Source organism: Rhizobium sp. PEPV16 (assembly GCF_008919455.1).
GTDB classification, from domain to species: Bacteria; Pseudomonadota; Alphaproteobacteria; order Rhizobiales; family Rhizobiaceae; genus Rhizobium; species Rhizobium leguminosarum_Q.
Genome location: NZ_VSZV01000356.1, coordinates 383,365 through 407,364 on the forward strand (window position 1 = coordinate 383,365; position 24,000 = coordinate 407,364).

Below are 24,000 nucleotides of genomic sequence, written 5' to 3' on the forward strand. Positions count from 1 at the left end.
CATACCCGTGTCGCATTTTTTTATTTCCTCGGCGATCACCATAAAATACAACGGAAATCTGCGACATTCGCGCTTTCGTTCCGCAGCCATGCGATTGGCTTTTGCGAAGAAGCGGGATAGATTATTGATAAAACGAGATTGTATGAAGAGGAAGCGCCATAATGGGAACGGGACGACGGCGTATCGGCATGATCGGGGCCGGCTGGGTCAGTGCCTACCATCTGCCTGCATGGATGCGGCAATCGGAAAGAGCCGAGGTCGTGGCGATTGCCGACCCGTCGCCGAGCGCCGTCGAAGCCCGGCTTGCCGCCTTCGATATCGCGCGCAGCTATGCGAGCGCGCAGGCGATGCTGGATGCCGAGCAACTCGATGCCGTTGATATCTGCGCGCCGCGGGGATTCCATGTCGAACTGGTCCGGCTGGCGGCGGCAGAGGGCCTCGACATCATCTGCCAGAAGCCGCTCGCACCCTCCTACGGCGAGGCGGTCGATCTGTTGGCAAGCCTTTCCGGCAGGGGCAGGCTGATGATCCACGAGAACTGGCGGTTCCGCGCTTATTATCGACGGCTGAAGGCGTGGCTCGACGAGGGGCTTGCCGGCGAGATCCGCCAGGTGCAGTTCGAATTCCTGTCCAGCGGCATGATCGCGGATGCGGAGGGAAAGAGACCGGCGCTGGTGCGCCAGCCGTTCTTCCGGACGCAGCAGCGATTGCTGGTCATGGAGGTTATGATCCATCATCTCGATACGCTGAGATATCTTCTGGGCGAGATGGAAGTGGTCAGTGCCCGGCTCGAGAGGAGCAATCGCGATATCGTTGCTGAGGATGTCGCAAGCGTCGTTCTGCGCCGGACGAGCGATGGCGTTCTCGTCACCATCAACGCCAATCTCGCCGTCCATGGCGCGCCGCCAGCGCCGCGCGATCACCTGCGCATCTTCGGGGCGCGTGGCACGGTCGAACTTAACGGCAATCTCCTTTCGGCCGAGGGTGCGCAGCAGCGCCGGGACAGCTTCGATCCTGACGAGACCTACCAAGGCGCCTATGACGCGACCATTGCGCATTTCCTCGACAGCCTCGATGGAAGGGTGGCGATGGAGACATCGCCGGACGATAACATCAAAACGCTTGCTCTTGTCGAGGATATCTATCGCCTGAGCCGGTTCGACCCGGAACGCAATCCACTGTAACATGGCCCGCCGCCATCAGAGGAGATGACATTTGCAGACGCTCAACGAAAGCCGCGAAGACGGCGCCGAGCACGATGATCTAAGCATTGCCCGCGCGCTGGAGGAGGACATCATTTTCGGGCGGCTTGCGCCCGGAGCCCGTCTGACCGAAGACGCGCTTCTTGCCCGCTTTCACGTCACGCGCCATTTCGCCCGGCAGGCGATCGTGCAGCTCGAGACGATGGGCATCGTCGTTCGGGAGCGCAACAAGGGGGCGACCGTGCGTTCGCTGACTGCTCGCCAGGTTCAGGAAATCTACGACGTTCGGGAATTGCTGCAACGGCAGGCAGCACTGTGGATAAGGCTGCCGGCGCCAGAGACATTGATCGAGGAGCTTCTGGCGCTGCACGAGGAGCATGGCCGCCACATCGAATCCGGCTATCTCAGGGGTGTGCACGAGGCCAATGACAAATTCCACCTGACGCTCTTCGGCGCCTGCGGCAATGCCCATCTCGTGCAATCGATCGAGCTCTACATGCGGCTCAGCCTGCCGGTGCGCGCCAATTCGATGTCGAGCAAGGAATCGTTGCGCATCTCGCATGAACACCACCGGCTGATGATCGAGATGTTGCGCGGTGGGGATAATTGGGTTCTCGCCCAGCTCTGTGTCGATCATCTGCAGCCGAGCAAGAAACGCTATCTTGCCTATGTCAGCGACAATTGACCGGGCTGGCCTTTGAAAGGGAGCGCAATCATTCGATTGCGCTCCCTTCGCCTACCGGCTCACCAATCGAGGCGCAGGAGAGACGCGCCTTGACGCGGTAGGGAGACTTTGAGGGCGATCTTGCCGTCGTCGACCTTGACCGACGCCTGACCGTCGATCTCGGCGAGCTTTCCCGAGGCTTCCAGCCTGGCATAGTCTTCGCCGGCCGGATTCTGCGGCTTGCCCATCGCTTTCCAGACGCCGAAGGCGTTGGAATGCTCCTCGTCCATCCTGAAATGCCTGAGCGAGGCGGACTTGTCGCCCCAGCCGTCGAGATTGACCGTGATGTCGGCGGACGGCCCGGCTTCATCATCGTCGTGGTAGTGCCAGACGAGAATGGAAACACCCTTGTCGTCGCGGGTCGCCACGACATTGACATCGGGCTTGCCGCGAACGCCATGGCTCATGATATCTTCGATATCACGGCGATAATCGCTTTCCGATTCCAGCCATTCGCCGCCGAGTTTGCCGAGCATGCGGAAGCCGTTGAGAACAGCCTTGTCGACGCCGTTGGTGGCAAGATCGCGGAAGCCGTCGAAATAGGGCTGGTCGTCGAAGAGGAAGGCCCAGGTGACCGCGCCTTCGATGTGGATGTTGGCGCGGCTTGCAAGCTCATAAGTGCGGATCATGCTCTCGACGACATAGACGCCGTAGAGCGGGCCGTTGCGATAGCCGTTCTGGGGATGGACGCGTGCGGAGCAGGCGGCACAGCCTTCCGGATCGGATTCGCCGATCACCACGGGCAGGTGCCGAAGTTCCGGAAACTCATTGATGATGGCGAGGTTCGTCTCGATGTCGCGGAGCTGCTTGTGCAGGCCCATCCGCACGTGACCCTCGTAGATCACAGGATTGCCCTTGGCGTGGAAGGCGAGGAAATCGATCGGCGACTTGTTGTCGACGACGTGCTTGAGGAAGGCGCGCAGGAAGGTCTGGGCCTTTTCGTTGGCAAAGGCGCCGCAGGTATGCGGACCGCCGACGCGGGCGTTCGGAAGCGCGCGCTTCAAGGCCTTGGCGCTGACGTCATACATTTCGCAAAATTGCGGGATGGTGCCGGTCCAGTAGTGGCCGTCGGGCTCGTTCCACACTTCCCATGGCCAGCTTGAAACGACGTCCTCGCCATATCTTTCGGCCAGATGGCGCGCCCATGCTTCGATCAGGTCGCCCCATTTCTTCAGGTCCTTCGGCGGGGCCGTCCAGCCGCTGGTGATCGTTGCGTATTTGTCGGCCGGTTCCCATCGGTGACGATAGGGACCGTCGAAATCGGAGAGCGCTTCGGGCGTGAAGCCGATCTGAATCAGCGGAATGTTGCCGGCTTCGACATAGGTGTCGAAAATCTTGTCGATGATCGTCCAATCATAGACCGGATTGCCGTTCGCATCTTCGGTATAGGCATTGGTCGAACCCCATTTGAGCGCGGGCAGGCCGTCGCCGCTGGTCAGAAGATTGTGCGCGCGGATGCGCGGCGGCTCCGGGCTAAGCTCTGTAAGCTCCTTGAGCAATTTCCTGCCATGCGGGGAATAAGTGTAGTTCGGTTCGTCGTATCCGAACCAGTTCCATAAGGGTTCGTATTTGCCGGTCGGCCGGTTGGCGTGAACGGAGATTGTCACGTCATAGGGGCTGCTCATCCTGGTGTCCTCTTGAACGGTCATGCCAAAGCCTCCTCCCGAAAGCAGCCGACCTATCTGGTGATGAAGTGCGGCCTCTTGGGAGGGCGCCGCGCTCGCCGCAAAAGCTAAGCCAAATGCTCTCTTTGTCAATAATATAAAAACGCACGTCGCTGCCATGCGTCAAAAACGCCTGAAAATGCGCTATTTTTTATAGTCTTCAAAATTATCAGTTGCCGTTTCTCAAAAAATTGTCGATAACTGTGGCGTGAGTTCGCCCGCCGCCGAGGAGTGCATGTGTCCCTGCGGCACGTGCAGGCAGGGGTTCGCTGGACGCCATCGTCAATTGATTACGGGAAGTGCTCGCCGCGGCGAGTTGAGGAGGAGGAACATCCGATGAAGTTCCGTAAATATGCAGCCATTGCCTTATTGTCGCTCGTGGCCCTTCCGGCATTTGCGCAGGATTTCATTGCCGGCATACCGCGCAATGAAACGCTGATCATCCAGGGTACGCCGCAGCAGAATGCCGACTGGTTCAACCTCTGGGCTCCGGGCGGCGGGGCGGCGGCAAACCTCAACGGCCTGCAGCAGCTGACCACCGATACGCTGTGGTTCATCAATCCAGAGGGCGGCAAGGATGCCTGGCAGAATGCGCTGGCCAGCGAACCGCCGAGCTACAACGCCGATTTCACCGAGATGACGGTGAAATTGCGCAAGGGCATCTTCTGGAGCGACGGCGTCGAATTCACCAGTGACGACGTGGTCTATACCGTGCAGACGCAGATCGATCATCCCGGCATGGCATGGAGCGCACCGTTCACCGTCAATGTCGCGAGCATCGAAAATCCGGATCCGCAGACGGTCGTCTTCCATCTGAAGAAGCCGAACTCGCGCTTCCATACGCTTTTCACGGTGCGCTGGAATGCCGCCTGGATCATGCCGAAGCACGTCTTCGAGAAAACCGCAGATCCGCTGTCCTTCAACAATAATCCGCCGGTTTCACTCGGGCCCTACCAGCTGCAAAGCTATGACAAGGGCGGCAACTGGACGATCTGGAAGCTGCGCGACGACTGGCAGCGCACGTCGATCGGCCTGGCTGCGGCACAACCGCCCGAGGTCAAATACGTCGTCTATCGTGCGGCCGGCAATCCGGAGGCCCGCGTCATCGAACAACGCAACCACAATCTCGACGTCATCAACGACATGGCGCCCGAGGGCATGTTCTCGATCATGCGTGACAGCAAGACCACAGCCTCCTGGCTGAAGGGCTTTCCTTTCGCGCATCCGGACCCGACGCTGCCTTCCGTTCTCTTCAATACGAAGAAGGCGCCCTTCGACAACAAGGACGTGCGCTGGGCTCTCGCTCTGCTGATCGATATCCGTGAAGTGGCGCTCGGTTCCTACCGCGGCGCGGCCAATATCGCCGCCCTTGCCACGCCGCCGACGGGTTCTGCCCCGGACGATTATTATGCACCGATGCAGGACTGGTTGACGAATTTCGAGCTCGACACCGGATCCCGCAAGATCAAGCCCTACGATCCGAACATCTCGGCGCAGATCGCCAATATGGTGCGCGGCCAATGGGCCGATCAGATCCCGACCGATCCTGCCAAGCTGCAGCGCACCTTCGGCTTCGGCTGGTGGAAAAAGGACGTTGAGGCTGCGACCGAGCTGCTGCAGAAGGCCGGCTTCAAGAAGAGCGGCCGCCAGTGGGTGAAGCCTGACGGCACGCCCTTTTCGATCCGCCTGCAGGTGGAAGGCGATGCCATCCCGACGCTTGCCCGCGCCGGCACGGTGATTGCCCAGCAATGGTCGCAAGCCGGGATCGCGACCAAGGTCGATGTCGCCGGCCCGACCAATGGCCAGCGCCTCAGCACCGGCGATTTCGAGACGGCGATCTACTGGAGCATCGAGACCTGGGGCGGTCATCCCGACCTCTCCTTCTTCCTCGACAGCTATCATTCGGAGTTCATCAAGCCGGTCGGGCAGATCCAGCCGCCGCGCAATCTGCAGCGTTGGCAGGATCCGCGCCTCGACCAGCTCATCGAGCGCAATCGATCGATCGCCTTCGATTCGCCCGATGTCGCCAAGCTCGGCCAGGACTTCCTGAAGCTTGCCGTCGAGGAAATGCCGATGATCCCGCTGATGGCCTACAACAAGTTCGCACCGCTCGATACGACCTACTGGACCAACTATCCGAGCGCCGACAATCCCTATTCGGCCTCGGGTCCGAACTGGTCGAACATTCGCTACATGGTGGTCGGGCTGAAGGCCAATCCGGATGCGCCGAAGCCTTGATCGAGGCACAACAAAGGAAACAGCCGGCCGCCGGCTGTTTCCGTTCTGCTATTGAAGGGTCGATGTCATGAACGGCTTTCTGATCTATGCGGCAAAACGCTTTCTGCAATTTCTCTTCGTGGTCTTCACCGGCATCACGCTGGCCTTCCTGATCGCGCATTTTTCGCCCGTCGATCCGATCGAGCAGACCGTATCGCTATTGACGAGCTTCGGCTCCACCGATCCGCAGGCCGTCGAAATCCTTCGCGAATCTCTGCGTGAGCTCTACGGAACCGGCGGACCGCTGCTCGACCAGTATTTCACCTTCTGGGGCCGTGTCCTGACCGGCGATTTCGGCCCGTCTCTCTCCTCTTTCCCGACCCCCGTGATGACCGTCATCGGCCGGGCACTGCCCTGGACGGTCGGGCTTCTGACGCTCGCAACGATCATTTCCTGGATCATCGGCAATTTTCTCGGCGCGCTTGCCGGCTATTTCCGCAGCAGCAAGCTGCTGAAGGTTGCCGGCATCGTCATCATGGCGCTGCAGCCGATCCCGACCTACATCATCGGTCTCAGCCTGGTGATCCTCTTTGGTTTCATTTGGCCGATCCTGCCGATCAGCGACGGCGCGCAGGTCAATCTCGCGCCGGCCTTCAACTGGGCCTTCATCAGCTCGGTGATCGAACACGGCATCCTGCCGGCCCTGACCCTCGTGCTTGTCGGCATCGGCGGCTGGTTCATCTCGATGCGCTCGCTGGTTTCCAACATCGTCACTGACGACCACGTCGTCTATGCCGAACTTGGCGGCGTGCGCTCGCGCAGCATCTTTTCGCAATATGTGGCGCGCAACGCCATGCTGCCGCAGGTCACCGGCCTGGCACTCAGTCTCGGCAATGTCTTCGGCGGCGCCGTCATCGTCGAGTTCGTCTTCAATTATCCAGGGATCGGCAAGCTTTTGATCTCCGGCATCTATTCCGGCGATTACAGCCTCGTGCTCGGTGTCACCACCATCGCCATCATCGCGGTTGCCGCCGCGGTCTTCGTGATCGACATCATCTATCCGCTGATCGATCCACGCGTGAAACTGGGGTAATTCGTGATGTTCAAAGTCCTCAGAGACCTGCTGCGCTACAACAAGGAGTTCCTGCTCGGAACCATCCTGATCTCTATCATTCTGGCGCTGATCGCGGCGTCGTTCTTCTCGCCCTATGACGAGAATGCCATCTATGTGGTTGCGCCCGACATGCCGCCTTCGGCAGAATTCTGGCTCGGCACCACCTCGCGTGGCCAGGAGGTTTTCTGGCAGATCGCCGCCTCGATGCGCAATACGCTGTTCTTCGGCATCATCGTCGCCTTCGTCAGCCGCATCATCGCCATCGCCGTCGGGCTGATCTCCGGCTATATCGGCGGCCGGACCGACCAGATCATCATGGCGGTCAACGATACGCTCGGCGCACTGCCGAACATTCCGATCCTGCTGCTTCTGGTCTTCGTGCTCCGCGACCAGATGACCTGGTTCATGCTGGCGATCACCGCAGCGCTGCTCGGATGGACGCATGACAGCCGTCTGATCCGTTCCGTCGCCCTGTCTCTCCGTCAGCGGGAATTCACCCGGCACGCGGTCTTCTCGGGCATGCGCACACCGCAGATCCTCATCCGCGAACACCTGCCCTATGTCATGCCGATCGTCTTCTTCACGACGATGAACAACATGATCTGGGCGATCGGTCTCGAGGTAACGCTCTCGGTGCTCGGATTTTCCGACATCAACCGGCCGACCATCGGCGGCATGATCTACTGGGCCAATGCGCATTCCGCGATGGTATCGGGGATATGGTGGTGGGTCGCCTTTCCGATGCTCTTCGTCGTCATTCTGTTCCTCGGCCTGTTCATGCTCGCCATGTCGGTGAACGAATATATCGATCCGCGCTCGCGGCTCGCCCGCATGGGAGCTTGAGGAAATGCAGAACCTGATGAGGACGCAGCCTTTGACCCTTGCCGAAAACGCCATGGACGCACTGACGATCGACGGGCTGAAATGCTATTACGTCAACGACTATTTCGGCGTGCGGCGGGAGATCCGTGCAGTCGACGATATCAGCCTAACCATCCGCAGGAACGAGATCTACGGCATTGCCGGCGAATCCTCGAGCGGCAAGACATCGCTGATCAAGACGCTTGCCGGCGCCATCCGTCCGCCGATGCGCGTCGTCGGCGGAACGGTGAAATTCAATTTTGCCGACGGTCCGATCGATGTCTATGGCGAACCGGCGAAGATGAAGGCGGCACGCTGGCGTCACCTCTCCTACATCATGCAGGGCTCGATGAACGTGCTGAACCCGGTCAGAAGGGTCAAACACGCCTTCACCGATTTCGCCTCCCGCCATATGAACCTCGATCCCGCCGCCTTCCGGGCGCGCGTCGAGGCGCATCTTGCCAGGCTGCATCTCGATCCGCATGTGCTCGAAGCCTTCCCGCACCAGCTTTCGGGCGGCATGCGCCAGCGTCTGACGATTGCTCTCGCCACTGTCTGCGAGCCGGAATTCATCATCGCCGACGAGCCGACGACGGCGCTCGACGTGCTCGTGCAGCAGGACGTTCTGGCGCTGATCAAGGAAGTGCAGGCCCGCATGCAATCCTCGGTCATCTTCGTCACCCACGACATGTCGGTGCATGCCGCCATCACCGACCGGCTGGCCATCATGTATGCGGGACGGCTGGCGGAGGAGGGGCCGACGCAGGCGATCTTCGACAATCCCCAGCATCCCTATACCGTCCACCTGATCGGCAGCCTGCCGCGCATTGGCGACGTCTCGACGCGGAAAAGCCTCAGGGGCAAGCCGCCGGCACTTTCGGATCCGCCTTCGGGATGCCGTTTCCATCCGCGCTGTCCGATCGCGATCGACAAATGCGCACGTGAAGTGCCGGCCATGCTGCCGAGCGCCACCGGAGGGCGGGTCGCGTGCTTCCGTGCCGGGGGGTATCAGATCCAATGAGCAGCCATTTCCTTCTCGAACTCGACCATGTGACCAAGCTCTTTCCGATCGGCGGTTTCTTCTCGCGCGAAAAGATGAAGGCGGTCGACGATGTCAGCTTTGCGCTCAGCGCCGACAAGCCCGAGATATTCACGATCGTCGGCGAATCCGGCTCCGGAAAATCGACGCTGGCGAAGATGATCCTCGGCAGCGAAAAGGCCGATCGGGGCAGCATTCATTTCGACGGTACGGATGTGAAGGCGGTGCGTTCCCGCAGAGATCGCGAGGCTTTCATGGCCAAGGTCCAGCCGGTCTTCCAAAATCCGTTCGAAGCTTTCAATCCGCTGACGCGGATCGATGAGTATCTGCTGGCCACCGCCCATCGCTTCAAGGGAGCAAAGAGCCGCGCCGAGAAAGAGGCGCTTGCCGACATTGCCCTCCAACGCGTCGGCCTGTCGATGGCGGAGATAAAAGGTCGTTTCTCGCATGAGCTTTCAGGCGGCCAATTGCAGCGCATCGCCGTCGCCCGTGCGCTGATACCCGAGCCGAAGCTGATCGTGGCGGACGAGCCGGTCTCGATGGTCGACGCATCGCTGCGCATGTCGATCGTCAATCTCTTCCGCGATCTGCGTGATGCTCTCAACGTCTCGATCGTCTACATCACCCACGATCTTGCGACGGCCTATTACATTTCCGACCGCGTGGTGATCATGCGCAAGGGGGTGGTGGTGGAGAGCGGCGATGCCAGGGACGTGCTGGAACATCCGAAACACGCCTATTCGATCGCGTTGAAGAACGCTGTCCTGCCGCCCAATCCGCGCGAGGCGTCGGCGATCCTGCGCCTGCGGCAGCGCAATGCCGAAACAAATGAAGCCACTTCCGGCAGTGGCGACCGCCTTGCCAGGTGAAGCGCTATTTCTGAGCTTCACTGTTTAAATCGTCGCGACGACCCGGAACGCGTCGCTCCGTCTTTGCGGTTCCAATTCTATCGTTTTGCGGGCATGGTCTCGCGCGATGAGCACAGATTCGTCCGATCTCTTTGGCGCGCTTTTCGAGGCACCGCCCGCGAACCGAACGGTTCCAGTGCTGGTGCCGATGCCGGCGCCAAAACCCTATTCCTATTCGGTGCCGGATGGCATGGCGGTCGAGCCCGGCTCGGTCGTGCAGGTGCCGCTCGGTCCGCGGCAGGTGATCGGCGTCGTCTGGGACGGCGGCGAGGACGGTATCGATCCGAAGAAGCTTCGGCCGATCAGCCATGTCTTCGACTGCCCGCCGCTTGCCAGGGAGATGCGGGATTTCATCGATTGGGTGGCGACCTATACGCTCTCGCCGCCCGGCCTCGTCGCGCGCATGGCGCTGCGGGCACCGAACGCCTTCGAACCGGAACCGATGGTGGAAGGGTTGAAGCTCGTCGGCGGCGAACCGGAGCGGATGACGCCGGCGCGCGCCCGGGTGCTCGATACGGCCTCCGACGGCTTTTCCTGGACACGCAGCGGCCTTGCGCATGCGGCGGGTGTCTCGACGAGTGTCGTCGATGGGCTGATCACGCTCGGCATTTTTGAGGCGATATTCCTGCCGTCGCCGCCGGTGGTTGCGATGCCGGATCCGGATTTTGCGGCAGCACGTCTCGAAGGGCCGCAGAAGCAGGCGGCCGAAGAGATCGTTTCCGATGTCCGCAAGGGCGAATTTTCGGTGTCGCTGATCGACGGGGTAACCGGCTCCGGCAAGACCGAGGTCTACTTCGAGGCGATTGCCGAGACGCTGAAACGCGGCAAGCAGGTGCTGATCCTGCTGCCGGAGATCGCGCTGACGGCCAGTTTCATGGAGCGCTTTCAGGACCGCTTCGGGGCAAAGCCTGCTGAATGGCATTCCGATCTTGCGCCGCGTATGCGCGAAAAGGTCTGGCGCCAGGCCGTGACCGGCGAAGTGCGGGTGGTGGCCGGGGCCCGCTCGGCGCTCTTCCTGCCCTTCGAGGATCTCGGCCTGATCATCGTCGACGAGGAACACGATCCCGCCTACAAGCAGGAGGATCGCGTCTTCTACAATGCTCGCGACATGGCCGTCGTGCGCGGCCGCATCGGCGATTTCCCCGTCATCCTGGTGTCGGCGACGCCGTCGGTCGAAAGCCAGGTCAACGGCCAGAGCGGCCGCTACAGCACCGTGCACCTGCCGACGCGTTTCGGCGATGCGGCGATGCCGGACCTGCATCTGGTCGATATGCGCAGGCACGCGCCGGAGCGGGGCGGCTTCCTGTCGCCGGTACTGATCCGGGCGATCGGCAAGACGGTGGAAAAGCGCGAACAGGCGCTGCTCTTTCTCAACCGGCGCGGTTATGCGCCACTGACGCTCTGCCGGGTCTGCGGCCACCGGTTCCAATGCCCGCAATGTTCGAGCTGGCTGGTGGAGCATCGCTTCCGCAAGCAGCTGCAATGCCATCAATGCGGCCATGCCGAGCGCACGCCGGAGGCATGCCCGGAATGCGGCACGCTCGACCATCTCGTCGCCTGCGGGCCAGGCGTCGAGCGCATCGCCGAGGAGGTCGAACGGCATTTTCCGGAGGCGCGGACGATCGTTCTCTCCTCGGATATCATGGGCGGGGTGAAGCGGCTGCGGCTGGAGCTGGAAGCGATCGCCAAGGGCGAAGCCGATATCGTCATCGGCACCCAGCTTGTCGCCAAGGGCCACAACTTTCCGCTGATGACGCTGGTCGGCATCGTCGATGCCGACCTCGGCCTTGCCAATGGCGACCCGCGCGCGGCCGAGCGCACCTTCCAGCTCTTGTCGCAGGTAACCGGGCGGGCCGGGCGCACCGGCCTCAAGAGCCATGGGTTGCTGCAGACCTATCAGCCGCAGCATCCTGTCATGCAGGCAATTGTCTCCGGCGATTCCGACGCTTTCTACGAGCGCGAGATCACCGAACGCGAACGCGCCCTGTTGCCGCCCTTCGGCAGGCTCGCCTCGATCATCGTTTCGGCTGAAACCCGCCACGACGCCGAAAACCATGCGCGCGGCATGCGCAGTGCCGCACCGCAGGTGTCGGGCATCTCGGTACTCGGTCCGGCCGAAGCGCCGCTCGCGCTGGTGCGCGGCCGCCACCGCTTCCGCCTTCTGGTGCACGGCCGGCGGAACTCTGACATGCAGGGATTTCTGCGGGCGATGCTGTCGCAATCGCCCAAAGAGCGCGGATCGGTGCAGGTGCAGCTGGATATCGATCCGCAGAGTTTTCTCTAAATCAAATGGTGCCGCCATTCCCTCCGTTTTCGGCGCATGCCATAAAACACTGATTCATCCGGGTGATTTGGGGCTGACGCATGGAGTTTTACTTTCCGACGGAGCTTGGCGAGCAGCTTGCCTTTTGCTCCGCCGCTTTCACGGCGCTCGCCGGCTTCATCATGATGTTTGCGCCGGGCCAAACTTTCCGTCTTCTCGGTCTGCAGGCGCAGGAGGGGCGGCCGGAAGGCTTCGGCGAGGGGCGCTCGATGGGCGGTTTCTATCTCGGCTTCGGGCTGTCGGCGATCATGCTCGCCCAGGATTGGATCTATATGGCGCTCGGCGCCTCCTTCGCGATGGCTGCCTTTGCCCGCGTCATCTCGATCCTGTCCGATAAAGGGAGTAATCTCGTCAACTATTTACTCCTGGTTGTGCAGATCGCTTTGGCCGCGCTACCGCTGCTCTACGTTTTCGGCTTCACCCAGACGTGACTCTCGCTGCCGGCAGACGGCTTCTTCGGCCTGCTTTCAGGCCATTGCGCGATTTTGCAGACAGAAATTCATGTGAAAGGCGTATTCGGGCATTACGCGTGTTGCGAGTCCGAACATCCTATGTTAGACGGACCCCGAATTTCGGAAGAAGCAAGAGGCTTCTCTTGTGATTTCTGGGGGAAATCAAAACGAATTCAAGATCATAGGTTCGGCGCCCGCCGAGAGCCGGATTTTGGGTTGAAATCAGGGAAATTTGTGCCAGTGGCAGACACGTCCCAGCTTACTTCTGGTGTTGCAGAACGCTATGCCTCGTCGCTTTTCGAACTGGCGCTCGAGCAGGGCGTCGTCGACAGCGTCACCGCCGATCTTGACCATTTCCAGGCGATGCTGGATGAGAGCGCCGATCTGAAGCGTTTCGTCGCAAGCCCGGTTTTTTCCGCTGAAGACCAGCTGAAGGCGATCGTCGCCATCAGCGAGAAGGCCGGCATCAGCGGTTTCTTCGCCAATTTCCTGAAGGTCGTGGCGCGCAACCGCCGCCTGTTCGCCCTGCCGGGCATGATCAAGGCCTTCCGCATCATCGCCGCGAACCATCGCGGTGAAATCTCCGCCGAGGTCACCTCGGCACATGCGCTTTCGCAAGCGCAGGAAACCGAATTGAAGGTGGCACTCAAGGGCGTTACCGGCAAAGACGTGACGATTGCCGTCACGGTTGATCCGTCAATTCTTGGTGGTCTGATCGTGAAGGTCGGGTCCCGTCAGATTGATACGTCTCTTCGTACCAAACTCTCTACCCTTAAGCTCGCATTGAAAGAGGTTGGCTGATGGATATCCGCGCCGCGGAAATTTCCGCAATTCTCAAAGACCAGATTAAAAATTTCGGCAAAGAGGCAGAAGTCTCGGAAGTCGGCCAGGTTCTCTCCGTCGGTGACGGTATCGCTCGTGTCTATGGTCTGGACAATGTCCAGGCCGGTGAGATGGTCGAGTTCCCGGGCGGCATCCGCGGTATGGCGCTGAACCTCGAATCCGACAATGTCGGCGTCGTCATCTTCGGCTCCGACCGCGACATCAAGGAAGGCGACATCGTCAAGCGGACCGGCGCCATCGTTGACGTTCCGGTCGGTCCGGAACTGCTCGGCCGCGTCGTCGACGCGCTCGGCAATCCGATCGACGGCAAGGGCCCGATCAACGCGACGCGCCGTTCGCGCGTCGACGTCAAGGCTCCTGGCATCATTCCGCGCAAGTCGGTTCATGAGCCGATGTCGACCGGCCTCAAGGCCATCGACGCGCTGATCCCGGTCGGCCGCGGCCAGCGCGAGCTGGTTATCGGTGACCGCCAGACCGGCAAGACCGCGATCCTTCTCGACGCCTTCCTCAACCAGAAGGCCATTCACGACAACGGTCCGGAAGGCGAAAAGCTTTACTGCGTCTACGTCGCCATCGGCCAGAAGCGTTCGACCGTCGCCCAGTTCGTCAAGGTGCTCGAAGAGCGCGGCGCGCTGAAATATTCGATCATCGTTGCCGCCACCGCTTCCGATCCGGCGCCGATGCAGTACCTGGCACCGTTTGCCGGCTGCGCCATGGGCGAATATTTCCGTGACAATGGCATGCATGCGCTGATCGGTTACGACGACCTGTCCAAGCAGGCCGTGTCCTACCGCCAGATGTCGCTGCTGCTGCGCCGCCCGCCGGGCCGCGAAGCCTATCCGGGCGACGTTTTCTACCTCCACTCGCGCCTGCTCGAGCGCGCTGCGAAGATGAACGACGACATGGGCGCCGGTTCGCTGACCGCTCTGCCGGTCATCGAAACGCAGGGCAACGACGTGTCGGCCTTCATTCCGACCAACGTCATCTCGATCACCGACGGCCAGATCTTCCTTGAAACCGACCTGTTCTATCAGGGTATTCGCCCGGCCGTGAACGTCGGTCTGTCGGTTTCCCGCGTCGGTTCGTCGGCGCAGATCAAGGCGATGAAGCAGGTTGCCGGCTCGATCAAGGGCGAACTCGCGCAGTATCGCGAAATGGCCGCCTTCGCCCAGTTCGGTTCGGACCTCGACGCTGCGACGCAGCGCTTGCTGAACCGTGGTGCACGCCTGACTGAACTCCTGAAGCAGCCGCAGTTCTCGCCGCTGAAGACGGAAGAGCAGGTCGCCGTGATCTTTGCTGGCGTCAACGGCTATCTCGACAAGCTGCCGGTCGCTTCGGTCGGCAAGTTCGAGCAGGGCTTCCTCTCATATCTGCGTTCGGAAGGCTCCGCCATCCTCGACGCGATCCGCACGGAAAAGGCAATCAGCGACGATACCAGGGGCAAGCTCACCGCTGCTCTCGATAGCTTCGCAAAGTCTTTCTCGTAATCAGGCCCTAAGTTAGGACGGATCACGGATGCCTTCACTTAAGGATCTGAAAAACCGGATCGCCTCCGTCAAGGCGACGCAGAAGATCACCAAGGCGATGAAAATGGTCGCCGCGGCGAAGCTTCGGCGTGCGCAGGAGGCGGCCGAGGCCGCCCGGCCTTATTCGGAGCGCATGGGTGCGGTTCTGGCGAACATCGCCAAGGCCGTCACCGATGCCGACGGCGCGCCGACGCTGATGAGCGGCACCGGCCAGGACAAGGTCCATCTGCTGGTGGTCTGCTCGGCCGAACGTGGTCTTTGCGGCGGTTTCAATTCGCAGATCGCACGCTTTGCACGCGAACATGTCCGCAAGCTGCTTGCCGAAGGCAAGACGGTGAAGATCTTCACCGTCGGCAAGAAGGGTCACGACATCCTTCGCCGCGAATTCGCCTCGCTCATCATCGAGCGTAAGGAATTGCGCGACGTCAAGCGCGTCGGCTTCGAGAATGCGGATCAGATCGGCAAGCGCATCATCGAGATGTATGCTGCCGGCGAGTTCGACGTCTGCACGCTGTTCTATTCCGAGTTCAAGTCGGTGATCAGCCAGATCCCGACGGCGCAGCAGCTCATCCCGGCTTCGACGGGAGCTGTGCAGACCGAAGATACCGCACATGCAGGCGCCGTCTACGAATACGAGCCGGATCCGGCATCGATCCTCGAAGATCTGATTCCGCGCAACATCTCCGTCCAGATCTTCCGCGCGCTCCTTGAGAACGTCGCAGGCGAGATGGGCGCCAAGATGAGCGCTATGGACAATGCGACGCGTAATGCCGGTGAGATGATCAACAAGCTGACGCTGAGCTACAACCGCCAGCGTCAGGCGCAGATCACCAAGGAACTCATTGAAATCATTTCGGGCGCGGAAGCGCTCTGAGGCTAGGAAAAGAGGGTCAGAAAATGGCTGAGGCAGCTACCCCCAAGATCGGCTCTGTCGGCAGAGTCACCCAGGTTATCGGCGCCGTCGTCGACGTTGCGTTCGAAGGCGAACTGCCGAAGATCCTGAACGCGCTGGAAACCACCAACCACGGCAACCGCCTGGTTCTCGAAGTTGCGCAGCACCTTGGCGAAAACGTCGTCCGTACCATCGCGATGGACTCGAGCGAAGGTCTCGTGCGCGGCCAGGAAGTCGCCGATACCGGCGCTCCGATCATGGTTCCGGTCGGCAACGAAACGCTCGGTCGTATCATGAACGTCATCGGCGAGCCGGTCGACGAAGCCGGTCCGCTGGTCACCGCTCACAAGCGCGCCATCCACCAGGATGCGCCGTCCTATGTCGAGCAGTCGACGGAATCGCAGATCCTCGTCACCGGCATCAAGGTCGTCGATCTTCTGGCTCCCTATGCACGCGGCGGCAAGATCGGCCTCTTCGGCGGCGCCGGCGTCGGCAAGACCGTTCTGATCATGGAACTGATCAACAACGTCGCCAAGGCGCACGGTGGTTACTCGGTTTTCGCAGGCGTCGGTGAACGCACCCGCGAAGGCAACGACCTCTACCACGAAATGATCGAATCGAACGTCAACAAGCATGGCGGCGGCGAAGGCTCGAAGGCGGCACTTGTTTACGGTCAGATGAACGAACCGCCGGGCGCCCGCGCCCGCGTCGCCCTGACCGGCCTGACGGTTGCCGAACACTTCCGCGACCAGGGTCAGGACGTTCTGTTCTTCGTCGACAACATCTTCCGCTTCACGCAGGCAGGTTCCGAAGTGTCGGCTCTGCTCGGCCGCATCCCGTCGGCCGTTGGTTATCAGCCGACGCTCGCAACCGACATGGGCCAGATGCAGGAGCGCATCACCACGACGACAACAGGCTCGATCACCTCGGTTCAGGCCATTTACGTTCCGGCCGACGACTTGACCGACCCGGCACCGGCAACCTCGTTTGCTCACCTTGATGCAACGACGGTTCTGTCGCGCTCGATCGCCGAAAAGGGCATCTACCCGGCGGTTGATCCGCTCGACTCGACGTCGCGCATGCTCGACCCGATGGTCGTCGGCGAAGAGCATTACGACGTCGCCCGTAAGGTCCAGTCGACTCTGCAGCGCTACAAGGCCCTGCAGGACATCATCGCGATCCTTGGCATGGACGAATTGTCCGAAGAGGACAAGATTGCCGTCGCCCGCGCCCGCAAGATCGAGCGTTTCCTGTCGCAGCCGTTCTTCGTCGCCGAAGTCTTCACCGGCTCGCCCGGCAAGCTGGTTGCTCTCGAAGACACGATCAAGGGCTTCAAGGGCCTCGTCAACGGCGAATACGATCATCTGCCGGAAGCTGCCTTCTACATGGTCGGCTCGATGGAAGAAGCGGTCGAAAAGGCCAAGAAGCTCGCAGCTGCTTAATGAGCGATGCGCTAGACGAGATATTCTGCTGCGACTCCTTGAAAGGGGTCGTGGCGGATCTTCCGGAACCAGCGGCGCCGACCGTCTACCGCGCCGATAATGGCGTGCTGATGATGGTGGTGGGTCTGGTCCAGAGCGAGGAAGGCCTCGGTTATCTCGATCAGGCGATAATGCACTGCCCGTTCTGCGGGACTAAATTGCAAGATGCGAAAGCCATAGCCGAGAAGGTAAGTCACTGATGGCTGACAATTTCAACTTTGAGCTCGTTTCGCCGGAGCGTCTGCTGCTGTCGGAGATGGTGACCGAGGTCGTCATCCCCGCGACTGAAGGCGAGATGACGGTCATGGCAAACCATGCGCCGACGATGACGACGATCAAGCCGGGTGTCGTGAGCGTGCGTTCGGCCTCGGGTAAGAAGCAGGACTACGTGGTGTTCGGCGGTTTTGCCGATATCTTGCCGACCGGCTGCACATTGCTTGCCGAATCCGCGGTTCCGGTCGAGGAGCTCCACAAGGACGAGCTGACCCGCCGCATCGAGGCTGCCCGCCAGGAACTCGAACATGCCGAGCTGCACGAGCACAAGTCGAAGCTCGAGCATTTCATCATGGAACTGACGCACTTGCGCGGCGTCGTTCAACAAGACTGATCGCAACCGACTGCGACGGATGAAAGGCGGCTGCGACAGCCGCCTTTCTTGTGTCTGTTTCTCTGGCCTGAAATGAAGAAGCGGCCGATATTGCCGCGTTGCCGGATCGTCTCAGAAGCCGGTGCCGCCGCGCAGCTCGATGACGACCGTCTTGAACAGGATCTTCAGGTCGAGCAGCAGGCTGAAATTCCTGACGTAATAGATATCGCAGGCGATGCGAGCGCGCGCTGCCAGCGGCCGCGCCGTCGGGCCGCGCCAGCCGCGCGTCTGCGCAAGGCCGGTGATGCCGGGGCGCATGATGTGGCGGTGGTGGTAGTCCGGCACCAGTTCCTCGTAGAGCCGGCCGGCCGCCCGCATATTGATGGCGTGGCAGCGCGGGCCGACCAACGACATCTCACCCCTGAGGACGTTGAAAAGCTGCGGCAGCTCGTCGATATTGGTCTTGCGGAGCAGCGCGCCGATGCCGGTCACCCGGCTGTCGCCCTTGACGGTTTGTTGAATGCCGCTGGGATCGCAAGCTTCCGCGCGCATCGACCGGAACTTGAAGACTGTGATCTTCCGGCCGTTCAGCCCCCAGCGGATCTGGCGGAAAAACACCGGACCACCATCGTCGAGTTTGATGAAAAGAGCGATTGCCAGAAAAAGCGGCGCCAGCACGATGAGAGCGCTGACTGAGGCGACGATGTCGATCAACCGCTTCACGCCGAGCCGCACAGCCATCTTTCTTTCGATAATGGAAAAGCTATCCGGCTGGCGAATGTTGGAGTTCGCTATAACCAGGGTCTTGATTTTGTCCTGACGCTGAGACGGATCGAAGCGTGGATTCGTCTTCGAAGTAAAAGCATTCATTACGCAAGGTCCACAAGCTTAGATGCGATACTGAACAACAAGGAGACAAATACATGGTCACGTATCGTTTGTCATCGGTATAAATAAGAATTTGATAACCCTAAAGACGCCAAAAATGGGAGTATTCGGCGTTAACCTTAATGCGTGTAGTTGCGCTTATGCGAAACTTATACTTTGAAAGGAGTAGCCCGATTGGATTGACGCGATGTCAGCCGGTTTCCGAAATGGATCGCTGGTCTTTCCAACAGGTAGTAGCTGAGGCTTGCGATGAGAAGGATGAGCGCTGCCGCCAGTCCGCAAGATTGCAGCCAGCCGGTGACGACATTTTCAGAGGAAAAGCCGAACGAGCCTCGATCGAGCCTCTGGATCAATAACAAGATGACCTCCTGCCAGATATAGATGCCAAAGGAGATCTTCGCGATATACCGGACCGGAGCATTGTCGAGCAGCCTGCCCAGGTGTTGCGAATGACTGAGCGAAACGAGCGCCGTTGCGACCGCCAGCGGAAAGACCGGAAAACCGTAGGGGATTTCGAGCCAGCCGTAAGCTTCGGCCGAGCCGCCGGGTGATATGACGAGGCGGTAGGCGGCAATGGCGAGGCCGAGGAGCGCTGCGGCATCGAACCAGGAGGAACGCCTTCTTGGCAGCATGACCTCGACGCCAGCGGCAAGCGCGCCGAGCGCGAAGACGGCGAAGAAGCCGATCGGATTATATCTCGGCATCCACTCCTTCGCCCCGCCCTGCAGACCGTACTGCCAGCCGCGTTCGATGTCGTTGAGCGGAAAGAGGGTCAGGATGAGCACATGGGCGAGGAGTACGCCCGTGATGACGCAAAGCCAGGCGAAGCGGGCAAGCAACGGGCGCTGCCTCAGGAATGGCAAACGAAACAGCAGGAGAAAGCAGACCGGCAGGAGCACATAACTGGTGACCTCGAAGGGAATGGACCAGAGCGGCCCGTCGGCTTCGACAGGAAAAAAGGTGCGCCAATGCCACTGGCTCATGAACAGCAGCCCGGAGACGTAGCGTAGCACAAGCTCAGGCGTCAGCGGCAAGGCAAGCAGCGTCAGGCTGAGCGCGAAGCCGACGGTGGCGGCGAACCAGAAGCCCGGAGCGATGCGCGCCGCCCTGCGGATCGTGTAATGCCGCAGGTTGGGCATGTCGCTGCCCGCGTCGAGCGCGCGCCAGAAGGGATGGGCGAGCAGAAAGCCGCTGAGCACGAAGAAGACGGCGACGCCGAAATTGCCGAAGCGGAGGATGTTTGCGGTCGGTCCGAGTTCGTCGGGGATTCTGCGCATATCCAGCCGCAGCGCGAAGTGGTGGGCGAGCACCAGCAGACAGGCCGTCGCGCGCAGAAAGTCCGCTCCGGCCAGTCTCTCCTGTTGTCGCATCTTGTCCCCCGCCCTACCCAGAGCATGGTGCCGAAAAGTGTGAGCGGTTTTCGGACGACATCATGCTTCGGGTCTGGGACTTTGCAGCGGAAAGCCGCGACGGGCAAGGCAGGCGTTGGGCTCAGTCGAGAAGTTCGTTGGTATAATAGGTGGAAAAGTCCGGCTTCTCCTTGAGTGCAGCGCCATTCGCATCGACCAGAATGCCATTCTCCATCAGGAAGCTGCCGAGGGCCTCGGCCTTTGCCGGGTCGAGCTTACCGATCAGACCGGCCTCGGATTTCAGGAAGTGCCCCTCGATCAATGCCTTCTGAGAAGCCTTTACCAGTTCCGTATTCATCAGTGCGCCGTTGCTTCCAGAGATCAGCAGGTCGCAGGCTTCGTCGGGATGGTCGACGGAGTAGGCATAACCCTTTCGTGTCGCCTGGATGAAGGCGCGGGCGTGTTCTCGACTTGCGGAGAGATAGGCGTCGCTGGAGACGATGACCGTCGTCTGCTCGTCGGGGATGCCATAATCGGAATAGTGGAAGCGGCCGATCTTCCGGTTTTCCAGTTCGGCGGCGATGCCTTCCCAGGTGTAGATCTCCAGCGTGAAATCGATCGAGCCATTGTCCAGCGCCTCGTAAGCGGAGGTGCCAAGGGTGACGGTCTTGACGTCGCCTTTGCCGCCATCATTGCGGATCATCGCGGAGATCAGCGCGCTCTCCCAGGTGCCGCCAAAGCCGCCATAGGTCTTGCCGTCGAGGTCTTTGGGGCTCTTGATGTCGTCGCGTCCGCCCTTGAAGATCAGGCGTGCGGTTTCCGTCTGGACGACGCCGTAGACCATCTTCACGTCACCGCCGCCAGCGCGTTGCGTGAGGGTCTCGATCTCGCTGCTGATGCCGAAATCGGCAACGCCGTTTGACACCAGCGTTCCGGCGCTGGTGTCGGCAAAGGGAAGAATCTCGACATCGAGCCCGGCATCGGCATAGAAGCCCTTCGCCTTGGCGACATAGATGCCGATATGGTTGGTGTTGGGCGTCCAGTCGAGCGCGATGCGAACCTTTGCGGGCGCCGATTGGGCGAAGGCGGGGCGGCCGGCGAGGCTTGCGGCGATGGCGGCGAAGATCGTCTGGCGACGGGTGAGAAGCAGCATGGTTACCTCCTCAGGTCTCTAGAGCATGATGCCGAAAAGTGTGAGCGTTTTCGGACGACATCATGCTCTAACTCTTTAAATTAGAACAGGATTCAGATTTTAGGCCGACCGGCCTAAAATCATCCTGTTCTAGCGGATGAAGCAGGGTTTGCAGGATTTCGGTTTCGATCGCCTGGGCCGCCGGCGAGCCGAGATCGGCAATGCTTCTCGGACGGGGCAGGGGAACGCGGAATTCGCGGATGATACGCGCCGGACGAGCCGAGAGCACGTAGATCCGGTCGGAGAGGAACACGGCCTCGCGAACATCATGGGTGATCAACAGCGCCGTCCAACGGTGTTCGGTCCACATGCCCTGCAGCCATTCCTGGATCTGCGTGCGCGTCAGCGCGTCCAGCGCGCCGAAAGGCTCGTCGAGCAGCAGCATGTCCTGGGTCTGGACGACGGTGCGCAGCAGCGCGGCGCGCTGGCGCATGCCGCCTGACAGTTCGGAGGGATAGTGGTGCTCGAAGCCTGCAAGGCCGAAGCGCTCGAACAGAGGCGCTACGGCGGCACGGGCCGCGCGGCGACTCATACCGCGCACCTCCAGGCCGAGTGCGGCATTGTCGATGATCCGGCGCCAGGGCATCAGTGCATCGCGTTGCGGCATGAAGGCGAAGGAATGCGGCGCCTGTTCCAGCGGCGCGCCCTTGAAAAGCATGGTGCCGGAATCGGGCCGAAGCGCCTGGGTCAGCAACCTCAGCACCGTCGATTTTCCGGAGCCGGATGGGCCGACGATCGAAACGAACTCGCCGCTTGCGACAGCGAGTGAAATATCGTCCAGCACCTTCATGCCGTCGAAGGACTTCGAGATGTTGCGCAGTTCAACCATTGCATCGCTCATCGGCGCTGCTCCCCGGATGGCTGCCAGGGCATGACGAGGCGCTGGATCATCAGCGTCGCTCCGAAGAGGCAGAGTGTCAGCACGGCGCTGACGACGACGGCGGCGAGCACGAGATCGGGACGGAAATTGTTCTTGGCGTTGAGAATATAGATGCCGAGGCCGCGGGCGGCACCGGCATATTCGGCAAAGATCGCGCCGACGACGGCATAGGTGATCGAGATCCGCAGGCCCGCGAAGAAATAAGGCAGCGAGGAGGGAAGCCGTGCCAGACAAAAAATGCGCCAACGGCTCGCCTTCATCGAATTCAGCAATTCGGCGATGTCGCGGTCGGTCGATTCATAGCCCTGCAGCAAGGCGACGAGCAGCGGGAAGAAGGTGACGAGCGCCACCAGCAGGATCTTCGGCAACAGGCCGAAGCCGAACCAAAGGACGACGAGGGGCGCGATCGCCACCAGCGGCAGGGTCTGGCTGGCGATGAAGATCGGCAGCAATGCCCGGCGCATGAAGGGCACGAAATCCATGAGGATCGAGGCGGCAAAGGCGAAGGCCAGCGACAGGGCGAAACCTCCGAGTGTCGCGCCGAGCGTGGGCCAGGTATTGGCAATCAGTCCCTCGCGGTTCAGCCAGCCCTGCATGACGATGCGCGAAGGCGCCGGCAGGATGGATGGTTTGATGCCGGAGAGATCGACATAGAGTTCCCATGCCGCCAAAAAGGCGCAGCCGGCAAGCAAGGCGGGTATGCCCCGGTAGAGAGCGGCGCGGAGCGCGGCAAGGCGCGATTCCGATGGTTTTGACGGTATCATCAGCGTTCGATTTCAAGCTTTCGTCGGGCACTGCATAATTCCTTAAATCGGAATCGATTTAAGGATAAATTATGCAGCAATTTAAAGTGCTACAGCGTCCTTCGCGCGTCTGAAAAGACGCGCGGCGCTGTATTGGCGGACACCGTGATGTCGAGGGTCACATGTCCCTCGGGGTCGCCGAAGCGAAGGAAGGCCTCACGAATGGTGGCGAAGACGGCGCCGGCGTCGCCAGAGAGCCTGGTGCAGAAATTCTTGGCACGGTCGAAGGTGCCGGAGCGCTTCAGGAAGTCGATGCAGCCACAGATCTCGTCCATATGGGTGCCGGTTCCCATGACGTAGAGCGAGAATTGCGCAGCGGTCGGCTGTCCGGTTTCGGCGGTGATGTCAACGGCGGCAAGTGCGGCTGTTATACGCTCGGCAAGCGGCTCCGCCTGGCCGAGGGAGGGGTTGACGCCGCAGATGGCGTCGTCGGGCTCGCCGGGGCAGCCGCGTGAAACGGCAGCGGACAGCACGCAATGCTCGCCGGTCTTTGCGGCGGCGACGAAAAGATCGTGCATGGCGGCGAAGAGAATGTCAGGCGGGCCGACCAGCAGTGTGGAGATGTCATCGGTCTCGATACGCAGCCGGTCGCGATAGGGATCCAGCGCCTTGACGGCATCGAGAATGATGCCGACGAAATTGTCGGACATCGGATAGAGTGACACTTGTGCGCCTGAGAACATCTGAACCTCGCTCCGCTGGCATTACCCAGATCAGCTTTGAAGGGTCCAGAGGCTTGCGCCTCACATCTCAGCCCCGGCAATACGGAGCTCCCCTGTTATTTGCGCGGAAACTATCACCGGGGTTTTCTCCCCGCAACAGCAAAATTGCGAACCCGTCCGTGCGGTCGGAATGAACCGGATGTGACGGAAAACACCCGGGCGGAGGATCTGCCCGGGTGTTCCCAATGGTTCCGTACCTGCCGGGAACGGAACCGGAGCTTCCTCCCTCAGGCGGCTAGTGCATAACCCCGAAAATCGGAATCGATTTTCGGAAAAGGATATGCGCAGATTCAAAGTGATAGAGCATCCTTAGCGGACTTTACGATTGCAGGAG

The 24,000-nt window shown here is 60.8% G+C and carries 22 protein-coding genes and 1 riboswitch; of the genes, 15 read left to right on the forward strand and 7 right to left on the reverse strand.

The window, feature by feature from the left end:
* Positions 1–158: 158 nt before the first annotated feature.
* Together FY112_RS36280 and FY112_RS36285 are read left to right on the forward strand one after the other, a co-directional pair.
* Positions 159–1,184, forward strand: a complete 1,026-nt coding sequence (locus FY112_RS36280) for a Gfo/Idh/MocA family oxidoreductase (protein ID WP_151520480.1) — start codon at positions 159–161, stop codon at positions 1,182–1,184.
* A 31-nt stretch (positions 1,185–1,215) separates the two neighbouring features.
* Positions 1,216–1,887 (forward strand): GntR family transcriptional regulator, encoded by a 672-nt coding sequence (locus tag FY112_RS36285; RefSeq protein ID WP_131619961.1) that lies wholly within the window; start codon positions 1,216–1,218, stop codon positions 1,885–1,887.
* A gap of 59 nt (positions 1,888–1,946) precedes the next feature.
* Here FY112_RS36285 and FY112_RS36290 read toward each other — a convergent pair whose 3' ends face one another.
* The gene (locus tag FY112_RS36290; protein WP_151520481.1) at positions 1,947–3,575 is read right to left on the reverse strand and encodes a beta-xylosidase; all 1,629 of its coding nucleotides are present in this window, start codon (positions 3,573–3,575) and stop codon (positions 1,947–1,949) included.
* A gap of 351 nt (positions 3,576–3,926) precedes the next feature.
* Between FY112_RS36290 and FY112_RS36295 the strand changes: the two genes are divergently transcribed.
* From FY112_RS36295 to FY112_RS36355, 13 genes are all read left to right on the forward strand, one after another.
* Positions 3,927–5,828: an ABC transporter substrate-binding protein gene (locus FY112_RS36295; protein WP_131719994.1), complete on the forward strand. Its 1,902-nt coding sequence runs from the start codon at positions 3,927–3,929 to the stop codon at positions 5,826–5,828.
* Between the two features lie 67 nt (positions 5,829–5,895).
* Positions 5,896–6,900, forward strand: a complete 1,005-nt coding sequence (locus FY112_RS36300; protein WP_029870994.1) for an ABC transporter permease — start codon at positions 5,896–5,898, stop codon at positions 6,898–6,900.
* 6 nt (positions 6,901–6,906) lie between these two features.
* Positions 6,907–7,764 carry an ABC transporter permease gene (locus FY112_RS36305; protein WP_017962367.1) on the forward strand — a complete coding sequence of 286 codons (858 nt, stop codon included), beginning with the start codon at positions 6,907–6,909 and terminating at the stop codon, positions 7,762–7,764.
* Positions 7,765–7,768: 4 nt separating this feature from the next.
* Complete coding sequence (locus FY112_RS36310; protein ID WP_151520482.1) at positions 7,769–8,803, forward strand: ABC transporter ATP-binding protein; 1,035 nt, start codon at positions 7,769–7,771, stop codon at positions 8,801–8,803.
* Positions 8,800–9,690: an ABC transporter ATP-binding protein gene (locus FY112_RS36315; RefSeq protein WP_151520483.1), complete on the forward strand. Its 891-nt coding sequence runs from the start codon at positions 8,800–8,802 to the stop codon at positions 9,688–9,690. Before FY112_RS36310 ends, FY112_RS36315 begins: the two co-directional genes overlap by 4 nt.
* A gap of 106 nt (positions 9,691–9,796) precedes the next feature.
* Positions 9,797–12,013, forward strand: coding sequence for a primosomal protein N' (locus FY112_RS36320; protein WP_151520484.1), 2,217 nt, complete (start codon positions 9,797–9,799; stop codon positions 12,011–12,013).
* 80 nt (positions 12,014–12,093) lie between these two features.
* A complete protein-coding gene (locus FY112_RS36325; RefSeq protein WP_027666861.1) occupies positions 12,094–12,483 on the forward strand; it encodes a DUF4345 family protein in 390 nt (129 codons plus the stop codon).
* A gap of 255 nt (positions 12,484–12,738) precedes the next feature.
* The gene (locus FY112_RS36330; protein WP_181018331.1) at positions 12,739–13,305 is read left to right on the forward strand and encodes a F0F1 ATP synthase subunit delta; all 567 of its coding nucleotides are present in this window, start codon (positions 12,739–12,741) and stop codon (positions 13,303–13,305) included.
* Positions 13,305–14,834 (forward strand): F0F1 ATP synthase subunit alpha, encoded by a 1,530-nt coding sequence (atpA, locus tag FY112_RS36335; protein WP_131619955.1) that lies wholly within the window; start codon positions 13,305–13,307, stop codon positions 14,832–14,834. Before FY112_RS36330 ends, atpA begins: the two co-directional genes overlap by 1 nt.
* 28 nt (positions 14,835–14,862) lie before the next feature.
* Positions 14,863–15,747: a F0F1 ATP synthase subunit gamma gene (locus FY112_RS36340; protein WP_131644488.1), complete on the forward strand. Its 885-nt coding sequence runs from the start codon at positions 14,863–14,865 to the stop codon at positions 15,745–15,747.
* Positions 15,748–15,770: 23 nt separating this feature from the next.
* Complete coding sequence (gene atpD, locus FY112_RS36345; RefSeq protein ID WP_017962360.1) at positions 15,771–17,207, forward strand: F0F1 ATP synthase subunit beta; 1,437 nt, start codon at positions 15,771–15,773, stop codon at positions 17,205–17,207.
* Positions 17,207–17,446: a hypothetical protein gene (locus FY112_RS36350; protein ID WP_003543462.1), complete on the forward strand. Its 240-nt coding sequence runs from the start codon at positions 17,207–17,209 to the stop codon at positions 17,444–17,446. Before atpD ends, FY112_RS36350 begins: the two co-directional genes overlap by 1 nt.
* Positions 17,446–17,853 (forward strand): F0F1 ATP synthase subunit epsilon, encoded by a 408-nt coding sequence (locus FY112_RS36355; protein ID WP_132611258.1) that lies wholly within the window; start codon positions 17,446–17,448, stop codon positions 17,851–17,853. Before FY112_RS36350 ends, FY112_RS36355 begins: the two co-directional genes overlap by 1 nt.
* Before the next feature lie 111 nt (positions 17,854–17,964).
* Here FY112_RS36355 and FY112_RS36360 read toward each other — a convergent pair whose 3' ends face one another.
* The 6 genes from FY112_RS36360 to FY112_RS36385 all read right to left on the reverse strand — a co-directional run bounded on the left by FY112_RS36360 (position 17,965) and on the right by FY112_RS36385 (position 23,627).
* A complete protein-coding gene (locus tag FY112_RS36360; protein ID WP_151520485.1) occupies positions 17,965–18,702 on the reverse strand; it encodes a sugar transferase in 738 nt (245 codons plus the stop codon).
* 167 nt (positions 18,703–18,869) lie between these two features.
* Entirely contained in the window at positions 18,870–20,090 is a 1,221-nt protein-coding gene (locus FY112_RS36365) for an acyltransferase (RefSeq protein WP_151520486.1), read from the reverse strand.
* Positions 20,091–20,211: 121 nt separating this feature from the next.
* Entirely contained in the window at positions 20,212–21,222 is a 1,011-nt protein-coding gene (locus tag FY112_RS36370; RefSeq protein ID WP_131719999.1) for an ABC transporter substrate-binding protein, read from the reverse strand.
* Positions 21,223–21,289: 67 nt separating this feature from the next.
* Positions 21,290–22,102, reverse strand: coding sequence for an ABC transporter ATP-binding protein (locus FY112_RS36375; protein ID WP_131720000.1), 813 nt, complete (start codon positions 22,100–22,102; stop codon positions 21,290–21,292).
* Positions 22,099–22,905, reverse strand: a complete 807-nt coding sequence (locus FY112_RS36380) for an ABC transporter permease (RefSeq protein WP_131720001.1) — start codon at positions 22,903–22,905, stop codon at positions 22,099–22,101. Before FY112_RS36380 ends, FY112_RS36375 begins: the two co-directional genes overlap by 4 nt.
* A gap of 89 nt (positions 22,906–22,994) precedes the next feature.
* Positions 22,995–23,627: a YkoF family thiamine/hydroxymethylpyrimidine-binding protein gene (locus FY112_RS36385; RefSeq protein WP_151520487.1), complete on the reverse strand. Its 633-nt coding sequence runs from the start codon at positions 23,625–23,627 to the stop codon at positions 22,995–22,997.
* Positions 23,618–23,731, reverse strand: a riboswitch (TPP riboswitch). It overlaps the preceding gene by 10 nt.
* Positions 23,732–24,000 lie beyond the last annotated feature (269 nt).

Coding starts and splice junctions, on each gene's coding strand:
- FY112_RS36290 (WP_151520481.1), bottom strand. CDS start 3,575: ATGACCGTTCAAGAGGACACCAGGATGAGCAGCCCCTATGACGTGACA.
- FY112_RS36295 (WP_131719994.1), top strand. CDS start 3,927: ATGAAGTTCCGTAAATATGCAGCCATTGCCTTATTGTCGCTCGTGGCC.
- FY112_RS36300 (WP_029870994.1), top strand. CDS start 5,896: ATGAACGGCTTTCTGATCTATGCGGCAAAACGCTTTCTGCAATTTCTC.
- FY112_RS36305 (WP_017962367.1), top strand. CDS start 6,907: ATGTTCAAAGTCCTCAGAGACCTGCTGCGCTACAACAAGGAGTTCCTG.
- FY112_RS36310 (WP_151520482.1), top strand. CDS start 7,769: ATGCAGAACCTGATGAGGACGCAGCCTTTGACCCTTGCCGAAAACGCC.
- FY112_RS36315 (WP_151520483.1), top strand. CDS start 8,800: ATGAGCAGCCATTTCCTTCTCGAACTCGACCATGTGACCAAGCTCTTT.
- FY112_RS36320 (WP_151520484.1), top strand. CDS start 9,797: ATGAGCACAGATTCGTCCGATCTCTTTGGCGCGCTTTTCGAGGCACCG.
- FY112_RS36325 (WP_027666861.1), top strand. CDS start 12,094: ATGGAGTTTTACTTTCCGACGGAGCTTGGCGAGCAGCTTGCCTTTTGC.
- atpA (WP_131619955.1), top strand. CDS start 13,305: ATGGATATCCGCGCCGCGGAAATTTCCGCAATTCTCAAAGACCAGATT.
- FY112_RS36340 (WP_131644488.1), top strand. CDS start 14,863: ATGCCTTCACTTAAGGATCTGAAAAACCGGATCGCCTCCGTCAAGGCG.
- atpD (WP_017962360.1), top strand. CDS start 15,771: ATGGCTGAGGCAGCTACCCCCAAGATCGGCTCTGTCGGCAGAGTCACC.
- FY112_RS36350 (WP_003543462.1), top strand. CDS start 17,207: ATGAGCGATGCGCTAGACGAGATATTCTGCTGCGACTCCTTGAAAGGG.
- FY112_RS36355 (WP_132611258.1), top strand. CDS start 17,446: ATGGCTGACAATTTCAACTTTGAGCTCGTTTCGCCGGAGCGTCTGCTG.
- FY112_RS36360 (WP_151520485.1), bottom strand. CDS start 18,702: ATGAATGCTTTTACTTCGAAGACGAATCCACGCTTCGATCCGTCTCAG.
- FY112_RS36365 (WP_151520486.1), bottom strand. CDS start 20,090: ATGCGACAACAGGAGAGACTGGCCGGAGCGGACTTTCTGCGCGCGACG.
- FY112_RS36370 (WP_131719999.1), bottom strand. CDS start 21,222: ATGCTGCTTCTCACCCGTCGCCAGACGATCTTCGCCGCCATCGCCGCA.
- FY112_RS36375 (WP_131720000.1), bottom strand. CDS start 22,102: ATGAGCGATGCAATGGTTGAACTGCGCAACATCTCGAAGTCCTTCGAC.
- FY112_RS36380 (WP_131720001.1), bottom strand. CDS start 22,905: ATGATACCGTCAAAACCATCGGAATCGCGCCTTGCCGCGCTCCGCGCC.
- FY112_RS36385 (WP_151520487.1), bottom strand. CDS start 23,627: ATGTTCTCAGGCGCACAAGTGTCACTCTATCCGATGTCCGACAATTTC.